The organism is Pseudomonas cuatrocienegasensis, from assembly GCF_900110925.1.
In the GTDB taxonomy this organism is placed as follows: Bacteria; Pseudomonadota; Gammaproteobacteria; order Pseudomonadales; family Pseudomonadaceae; genus Aquipseudomonas; species Aquipseudomonas cuatrocienegasensis.
In genome coordinates, this window is sequence record NZ_FOFP01000037.1 from 1 (window position 1) to 8,114 (window position 8,114).

The following is an 8,114-nucleotide window of genomic DNA, read 5'->3' on the forward strand; positions in this document are numbered from 1 at the left end:
GCATTGAGCAACGCACTGATCGCCAGGCCGCCAATCAGCGTGCCCCACGGATACCCGGTGTGGTGCAGGCCCAGGGCAAAACCACGGCGCTCTTTGGACCACCACTCGGACACCGAGGTGACCTCGATGGCCTCCCCGGCACCGCCAAATGCGTGGGAAATAATCTGCAAGGCCACCAGCATGCCCAGCGAAGCGGTGAGGATGTTCAGGCCCGTGAGGAAGGTGAACAGCGTGTAGGCAATGACGATGGGCAGGTGACGATACTTGCGCATCCAGCCCTGCCCGCCCTTGTCCGCCCAGATCATGCACGGCACGGCGATCAGGGATGTGGCGACCGTGATGATAGCGGCCAGCAAACCCGTCAACTCAGGGCTGGTCTTGAATTCGCTGGTAATCGAGGGCAACACCATAAAGAACATCTGGCGAGAGTTTGCATCCATGGCATAGACCAGCCAGAGCAAAATCATCGCCCCCCAGGAAGCAGTACCCGCACCCCTGGAAACACGTGTTAAGGACGCAATGACGCCGGCTTTTTCTTGCGCGAGTCCCATAGGGAAATCTCCGGATAATTTTATTTTTATTGTTCCGAATGATCGTGAGTGGCGAGCATCGGAGTACTGGCGGCACCGGAACAACGGAGAGCGTTCCAAACCGTGCTAAGGAGACTACGACCGAGAGAGATTCAGCGGATATAGCAATAAAATCACACCAGCTTTGAATTTTCGTCACAGGTCTAGCCGTCGGGTACAGCTGACAACCTGGGAGAGGCAAGGCCGGCCACGGCGGCTGCCTGTCTCAGGTGAGGCGGCCATCCGGCAACGATGCTCGTTGGGGCGACGGATGCTATGATTCCGGCAATAGAACCGGCAAAAAATAATGCCGGAAAATAGCCTAGATCTTTATTAACAAGGCCTCACGCAAGGTAGTTAATCGGCAAATGTCATTCACATCATTCATCCCCCAAGACAAGGCCTCGGAGGAGCTGCAGGAGCAGATCGTTCAGATCATGCGACTCGACGCGGATCTCCACGCTAAGATCCCCCGCCCGCTACGTATGCCGATGACCAACCTGCTGCGCGTGGTTAACTCGTACTACAGCAACAAGATTGAGGGTAACTCCACGATACCGGCCGACATTCTGCGCGCTGAGGCCCAAGACGCGCCCCAAGAGATCAAAACCAGCAAAGACTTTCAGGAGATCAAGCGCCACATTGAGGCTCAGCGCCGCCTCACTGACGACCCGATAAACCCGGTGGAGGTGTGCTCTCGGGACTCAATCTCGCGCCTGCACCGCGAGTTCTATGTCGGTGTGCCCGAGGAAATGCTGGATATCCAGCTGAACGAACAGGGCGACATCGTGCGCATGATCCCCGGCGAATTCCGCCAGCACGGCGTCCGCGTCGGCCACCACATCCCGCCGACCGTCGAGCAGATGCTCGCCCACCTCGGCCAATTCGAGCGCGTGTACCGGCTGGACTGGATCCATGGGCTGTCGCGCTTCCTCGCCGCCGCTGCAGCACACCATCGGCTGATGTGGATCCACCCCTTCATGGACGGCAACGGCCGCACAGGGCGCCTGTTCACCGACCAGTACCTCAAAGCCGCAGGCTTTGGCGGCTACGGGCTGTGGTCGATGAGCCGTGGCTTCGCCAGAAACACCGCCGTGTATTACGACAGGCTAAATGCAGCCGACCACCCACGCAAAGGCGATCAGGATGGTCGCGGCATTCTGTCGGATAGCGGTCTGCTACGCTGGACCCAGTACTTCACCGAGACCGCGCTGGATCAGGTGCAATACTTCAGCGCCCAGCTGGATCCAGAACGGCTTAGCGAGCGGATCAACATCTACTTCGAGCTTCGCAGCCGTGGCGCACTCTCGGACAGCAAGGGCAATGCCTTGCCTGAGCTCCGGATCGAGGCCCGAGAAGTTTACAAAACGCTGCTCTACATGGGCGACCAGCCGCGTGCCGAACTGCAGGCACGTCTTGGCGCCGGGGAACGAACCACACGTGGCCTGCTGAGCCAGATGGCCAAAGAGGGCTTGATCACGCTCGACGGTCGCAAACCGGTATCCCTGAACCTCTCGCGGCACTCAATCGAATTCCTGTTCCCCTACCTCTGGTAACCCTACCGGCCCGGGTGTAATAACCGGGACCGTGTCCACGTCAGGGAGGCCTGCAGGCACTAAAGGTTGTCGCAGTGAGTCAACCGCTCTAGCGTCCCGTAGTCATCCGACGGTTACCCCGATTAGCGCTTTATTGATTGCCGCTACGAACAGCCGCCGGGCGTGGCTCATCAAGTAGTTCGCCAGTCTATGGCGTGGTCAGTGGACTCATCGTCCACGGCTTCCCGCCCGCCTTCAATCAGCTCAAATAGAAGGGCCAAGCCTGTAAGAGCTTTCGGCATTTTCAAGTAATGAGATTGTAAGGCGGGGCGAAGACCGCACCGGCATGAGCGGGCGATCTGATCGGCCTGGATCGGCTTGCCGCTTTCAAAATCAGCAGAGGCTGAAGTCAGTAAGAAACACATGACTACTTCAGACCTTCCTTAGGGTCTGTTCCCGTTTCGTCGCAAGCCGCGTTGCTGCGAAAAATCTCGCCAGGCCGGGCGGCGTTCCGCTAGGCGGAGGACGCAGGGAATGGTTATTCCCTTGCCAAGTCCTCCAACACCGCATGGCGAGATTTTGCGCGCAACCCGCAGGGCCGGGCCAGTTTTAGCGCGACGCAGCGTTTCTCGATGGCTCATTTAGCCCACTAAACTTCGCATCTCGTGCCTTGCCTCGCGCTAAAACTGGCTCCGGCGCGGCCGCGAACGAAACGGGAACAGACCCTAGTTGCCTCACCACGCATCATTTGTCGCTTTTTGTAGGAGATCCCGTCGCGCAGGAGCCGAGGGGCGCTCAGCTCCTCCAATGCGCCCTAGCATTGATTACCATTTGAGGCGAGGCTTTACTACTTATAACTTGAACTGATTGACCAAGTTACGTTGTACATCCGCAAGCATAGTGAGTTCCCGACTTGCCTCACTCGCCTCGGAAGCACCGCCCACTACTTCGGTGGCAACCTGGCCGATACTGATGATGTTGCGGTTGATATCCTCAGCAACAGCACTTTGCTCTTCTGCGGCGCTGGCAATCTGGTTATTCATGTCATTGATCACCGTAACCGCCTGGGTAATCGAATCCAGTGCAGTCGATGCATCCCCCGCTTGCTTAACACTCTCGTTGGTACTGGCTTGGCTCTTCTCCATGACGCTGACCACTTCGCGCGTACCTTTTTGCAACTGCTGGATCATCGAATGAATTTCCTTGGTCGCCAACTGGGTCTTCTGTGCCAAGTTACGCACTTCATCGGCCACCACGGCAAATCCACGGCCTTGTTCGCCCGCGCGGGCCGCTTCAATAGCCGCGTTGAGCGCGAGCAAGTTTGTCTGCTCGGCAATACCACTGATGGTGGTCAAAATCAGGTTGATGTTTTCACTGTCTTTGGCCAAGAGCTGTACCACACTCACGGCACGACCAATCTCTTCGGCCAGGGCCGTGATATTGGATGACGTTGCCATGACCACGCGCTTGCCATTACCGGCGGCTTGATCCGCGTGCCCTGCCGCTTGAGCAGCCTGGCTGGCGTTACGTGCCACATCTTGCGCTGTCGCACTCATTTCTTGGACGGCAGTCGCCACCTGGTCAATCTCCGCCATCTGCTGCTGCACCGCCGTGTTGGTGCGTGTGGCGATGGAGGCGGTGTGTAGCGAAGATTCACTGATCTTGCGTGTCGACACGACCACATCGCCCATAATGCCTTGCAGTTTGCTGAGGAAGGTATTGAAACTGTTGGCAATATCACCCAGTTCATCGGCGCGGTTTACTTTTAAACGCACCGTCAGATCGCCGTCTCCTTTGGCAATTTCGTCGAGCATGGCCACTACCTCTTTCAGCGGCCGAGAAATGCCATAACCGACAAAGGCGATAACCACCAGCCCAATCAAGGACACGATGATGCCCGCAATGGCCATCCCGACAATATCCGCCGTGCGCTGCGAGCTTAGCTCCCCCTGCAAGTGCATCAGGTCATTCATCACGACCTGCATGGGCAGACGAATCATCAATGTCCAGTAATTATCGTCTATGCCTACGGTAAAGGGGATGGCCAACTCTATTTGCTGGCTTTGCTGATTAATGCGATAAATCGGCTTGTTCCCTGATATACCGTTTAACAGCGTCATGGCATCGTTCCCCAGCACTTTACTGGCTTCCTCGCCTACTCGCTCGGGTTGTTTTGAAGAGGCAACCAGCCGGTCTTTCTGGGTGACCAGTGCCAGCTCACCAGCCCCGTCGTAAAGTTCGGCGTTGGCTTTTGCCAACAAGGTCTGAATAAAGTTAAGCGAGAGGCTGGCACCGCCAATACCGTAGAATTTTCCTTGATGCAAAATAGGCATATTGAACGAGGCCAGCAGAATAACTTTCCCGCCTACGTTATAGGGCATTGGCCCTGCCACACAGAGCTTTTTCGTTTCTCTGGGGCACAGGTAATAGTGGCCTTCACGGTCACCGTCGGGCAGTCTCTTTTCACTCTCGATATCGTCAATAGTTCCCAGGCCAATAGTGCCGTCCGGGCCTCTGAACCACCACGGCAGAAAACGCCCACTGGTATTCGAGCCGACTTCTTTGCGCCCAGCATAATCGGCATCCAACCCGTCAACCGCATTGGTTTCCCAGCCCATATAGGCGCCGGTCAGCGAGGAGTTGGTCTCTATCACCCTCTTCAACATGTTGACCACATGCTCTCGACTGGCAGTCGCGCCAGCAGATTGCTCCTGATGCTCTTGGGCGACTACTGCAGCGGTGTCGGCCAGTGTCTTGGCAAGCGTTTCAGGTATATCCAGCTCTAGCTGGATTTTATTGATTTGAGCGGTGGCTAGCGCCAGCAAGTGTTGCTCAATCACCGTATTGAATAGCGCGTGTGTGCGTTGCTCTTGCCACTCCTGAGTACGCGACGTCGTAACAAATGCGTAAAGCACCAAGGCAATAACCACCGCCAGTACACTTACGCCCGCCAGAGCGGTTATGGAGAACCTGATCGACTTCATATTAAAAACCACGTGGAGGACTGACTAGAATCTGCGATAACCACGCCTCTGCGTACCTACCTCAGATCAACCGATTTTGAAATCAGGAGTGCAAAAAACGACACCTGCACCTCATATCCCTAGGTGTAGACGCCGCACGCACTTCTCGCCAGATACTTTACACCTGTTAAGCAATGCTTTCTGCCCTTCTGGGTTAGCAAAATGACGACCATCTCACGCACCTCCCTCGTCCAAGGCACTGGATCAACTCTTGTATCGCCTCACCCGCGAAATTTTGTAGAAATAGCGGCGAAATACGTGCTTGACGGTAATAGGCTGTACAAAAATTTATACGCAACCGGGAGGAGTACGTGCGTTTGATAGGCACTCGGCTCGGCAATCGAGAACGTCAGTTGGGCAACCGCCGCTCTTACAGAATGCGGATTAATCAGGCTGCCATTGGCTTACCTGCAGGCCGGATTGCACGCTTCATCGCCCACTGCTGCGATAAATACGCGGTACGTAAGCGCGTTTATCATGCGGGTGGATCAGCGCCCTTGGGCAGGCGCTGGAGAATTGACTACGGGGTTAAATCAGAAGTAATAACCAATATTCATGTACACCTGGTTCTCCCACTGATTACTGCCACCCGCCGCCAAGCTCTGGGTGTAGCTGCTGCCACCTATATAGGGGTCGTTTTTGCCGTACAGCCATTCAGTGGCGATCCACAGTTTGTTCAGCGAGAACGAGGTGCCGAGAATAATGCGCTGTGAGGTCTTGAACTCATCAGCGGACTTATCGAAAGCGCTGTAGTTGGCATACAGCTTGACCCCGCTGACTTGCTCGAACAAGTACTTCCCACCGACCTCATAGCTCAGGTCTGCCACATAGAGGTTGCCACGGCTGGCGACGTTGTAGGTCCCGTCAAAGCCGCCAAAGGTCACACGCTCATCGCTCCCCGGGTTACGCGGCGACATCTGCTGACGCGCCGCTTGCAGTTGCACGCCCCACGGGCCGTTCTTGCCGAGGTAGTGTACAGCCAGCGCATTGCGGCGGCCCTCGTCATGGGTATCCTGGTTCTCCAGGGCCGAGGACAGGCCAGAGAGGCCGATTTCTGCTGTCCACGTGCCAACCTCCAGCGCCTTGGCCAGCCGCACCACCAGCGTATGACGCTCCTGGTTGTTGCTGCCGTCGGCGACATAATCGTCGGCCTCAGAGACGACGCTTGAGTAGGTCGCACCGTTACTGGTGCCTTCCCCCTGCCAGGCCGGACGCAGGTAGTAGCCGGTCTGGAGATTCCAGTCGCCCCGCTGCTGGATGTACTTGATGCCGACTTGCGAAAGATCCTCCAGGCCGATGACGTTACCCAAGGTCTCGAAGAAGGTACTACCGAAGTACGGCTGCAGCCCAAAGGGCACCTGATTTAGGCCAACATGCACCTGCTGCTCGGGATTGAACCGGTAGCCGATCCACGCCGACTCGGCGAATTGGATATCGCCCACATGCGCGGTGTACTGGTAGGGATAGGCGCGCCCATAAAAGCGGTATTTGGCAGCACCGATCCAAGTATCGGAGGTGTAGGTGGCGGTGAGAAAAGCGGTGTCGAAGTTGAATTTCTGGATATCGCGATCTGGGTCATAGTCCCAACGGGCGCGGACAGCGCCACCGAGATTGAGGTTGTCGGTCACCTGAACTGCCATGCTCGGCGCGGCGAAGGCGCCGAGCATGGGGACCAGCGTGATGCAACGGATAAAACGCGCAAGGGTAGCGCTCATGGTGATACTCCCAATTTTGTAGTTATTGTGGGCAGCAGCAGGCCAACCGCAGCGACACACTGCAATCTGGCCAGGGTTATTGACGCCTTAACGCGCCCAGGGTGTGGCGCTAGCGCCGGCGCGCCGGCCACGCCCTTCAACAGTACAGCCGGGTGGGCAAACAGCCCGCGGCGGCCGCCGGCTTCAGACGCTGGGGTTGGAATAGAAGGCGATGATCGCCGGCAGCACCTGCTCTGGCGCCTCCAGGGTCGGGCTATGCCCTATCTTGCTCAGGCGCATGAGCTTGGCATTGGGCAGTTCGCGCTTCATCTCATCGGACCAGGCGGGTGGCCGTGGCATGTCTTCCTCGCCGTTGATGATCAGCACCGGAATCCTGATTGACGGCAGCAAGGGCACTGAGGTTTCGCGGTGCATCACGCCTTTCATGGCGGGGCGCAAGGTTTTGGGCAGCGCGGCGATGCGCTCACGCCAGTAGGCCATCAGCGCCTGTTTATCGGGGTTATTGCGCGTGGTCTTGCCGAACATCACCTCCATGGTCATGTCGAGAATCTCACCGGTAAAACCCTGTTCGCCGGCATCCACTACCCACTGTGCAAAGCGTGCGCCCTGCTCCGGCGGCTCGCCACAGGCCGACGAACCTGCCACCACCAGCGAGCGAAACAACGCCTGCCGCCGGGCGATCAGCCGGAAAGCCACATCACCGCCCATGGACTGGGCCATAACGTTGATGTCTTTAAGTTGCATGGCCTCGATCAGCGCCAGCATGTCGTCGGCGCAGTCATCCATGGTGATGATGTCTACATCGTGCAGGGCGCTTTTACCCTGGCCCCTGAAATCGGGGCGGATAACGCGAAACTTGCCAGCTGCGGCCTGTACCAGCCCGTCGAACATCGTGCCGTCGAGAAAGCACGAATGCAGACACAGCACCACCGGCAACTCTGCCTCACCGGTGTCCGCAACCCACAATGTAGTGCCGTTAACCTGAATATTCTTACCCTTTGTAGCGGCTAATTGCTGCATGTTGAAACTCCTGATGTTATTGATCCCAGAGGGACTTCTTATAGATTTCAGGTGTTGCCTAAGGCCTTAGTTGTCCATGTTGCAGGACGCTTTGGAGACCAGCGCCCGGTCATGCTTGAGGAACCAGCCGGTGGTTTCCCGCGTGAAAAACGCGGTAATCAACGCGGCTATCACCATCAGCCCGGAGATGAAATACAGCGCGTAGTTGTAGCCTGCCGCCTGGTCGAAACCACCACCGGCACCGATAAACAA

The 8,114-nt window shown here is 57.0% G+C and carries 5 protein-coding genes and 1 pseudogene; 1 reads left to right on the top strand and 5 read right to left on the bottom strand.

All coding sequences use genetic code 11. The features are described 5' to 3' along the window. Positions 1–440, bottom strand: a 440-nt coding sequence (locus BMW49_RS24120) for an MFS transporter (protein ID WP_244168417.1), incomplete at its 3' end; no start/stop codon positions are given. 497 nt (positions 441–937) lie between these two features. Between BMW49_RS24120 and BMW49_RS24125 the strand changes: the two genes are divergently transcribed. Then, the gene (locus tag BMW49_RS24125) at positions 938–2,125 is read left to right on the top strand and encodes a Fic family protein (protein WP_069522635.1); all 1,188 of its coding nucleotides are present in this window, start codon (positions 938–940) and stop codon (positions 2,123–2,125) included. A gap of 830 nt (positions 2,126–2,955) precedes the next feature. Here the strand turns inward: BMW49_RS24125 and BMW49_RS24135 are convergent. The 4 genes and pseudogenes from BMW49_RS24135 to BMW49_RS24150 all read right to left on the bottom strand — a co-directional run. Then, positions 2,956–5,088 (bottom strand): methyl-accepting chemotaxis protein, encoded by a 2,133-nt coding sequence (locus tag BMW49_RS24135; RefSeq protein ID WP_069522603.1) that lies wholly within the window; start codon positions 5,086–5,088, stop codon positions 2,956–2,958. Positions 5,089–5,660: 572 nt separating this feature from the next. Beyond that, a complete protein-coding gene (locus BMW49_RS24140) occupies positions 5,661–6,842 on the bottom strand; it encodes a hypothetical protein (RefSeq protein ID WP_069522601.1) in 1,182 nt (393 codons plus the stop codon). A 183-nt stretch (positions 6,843–7,025) separates the two neighbouring features. After that, positions 7,026–7,862 (bottom strand): alpha/beta fold hydrolase, encoded by an 837-nt coding sequence (locus BMW49_RS24145; protein ID WP_069522599.1) that lies wholly within the window; start codon positions 7,860–7,862, stop codon positions 7,026–7,028. A 66-nt stretch (positions 7,863–7,928) separates the two neighbouring features. Then, positions 7,929–8,114 (bottom strand): annotated as a pseudogene (locus BMW49_RS24150) (MFS transporter); the annotation flags it as partial.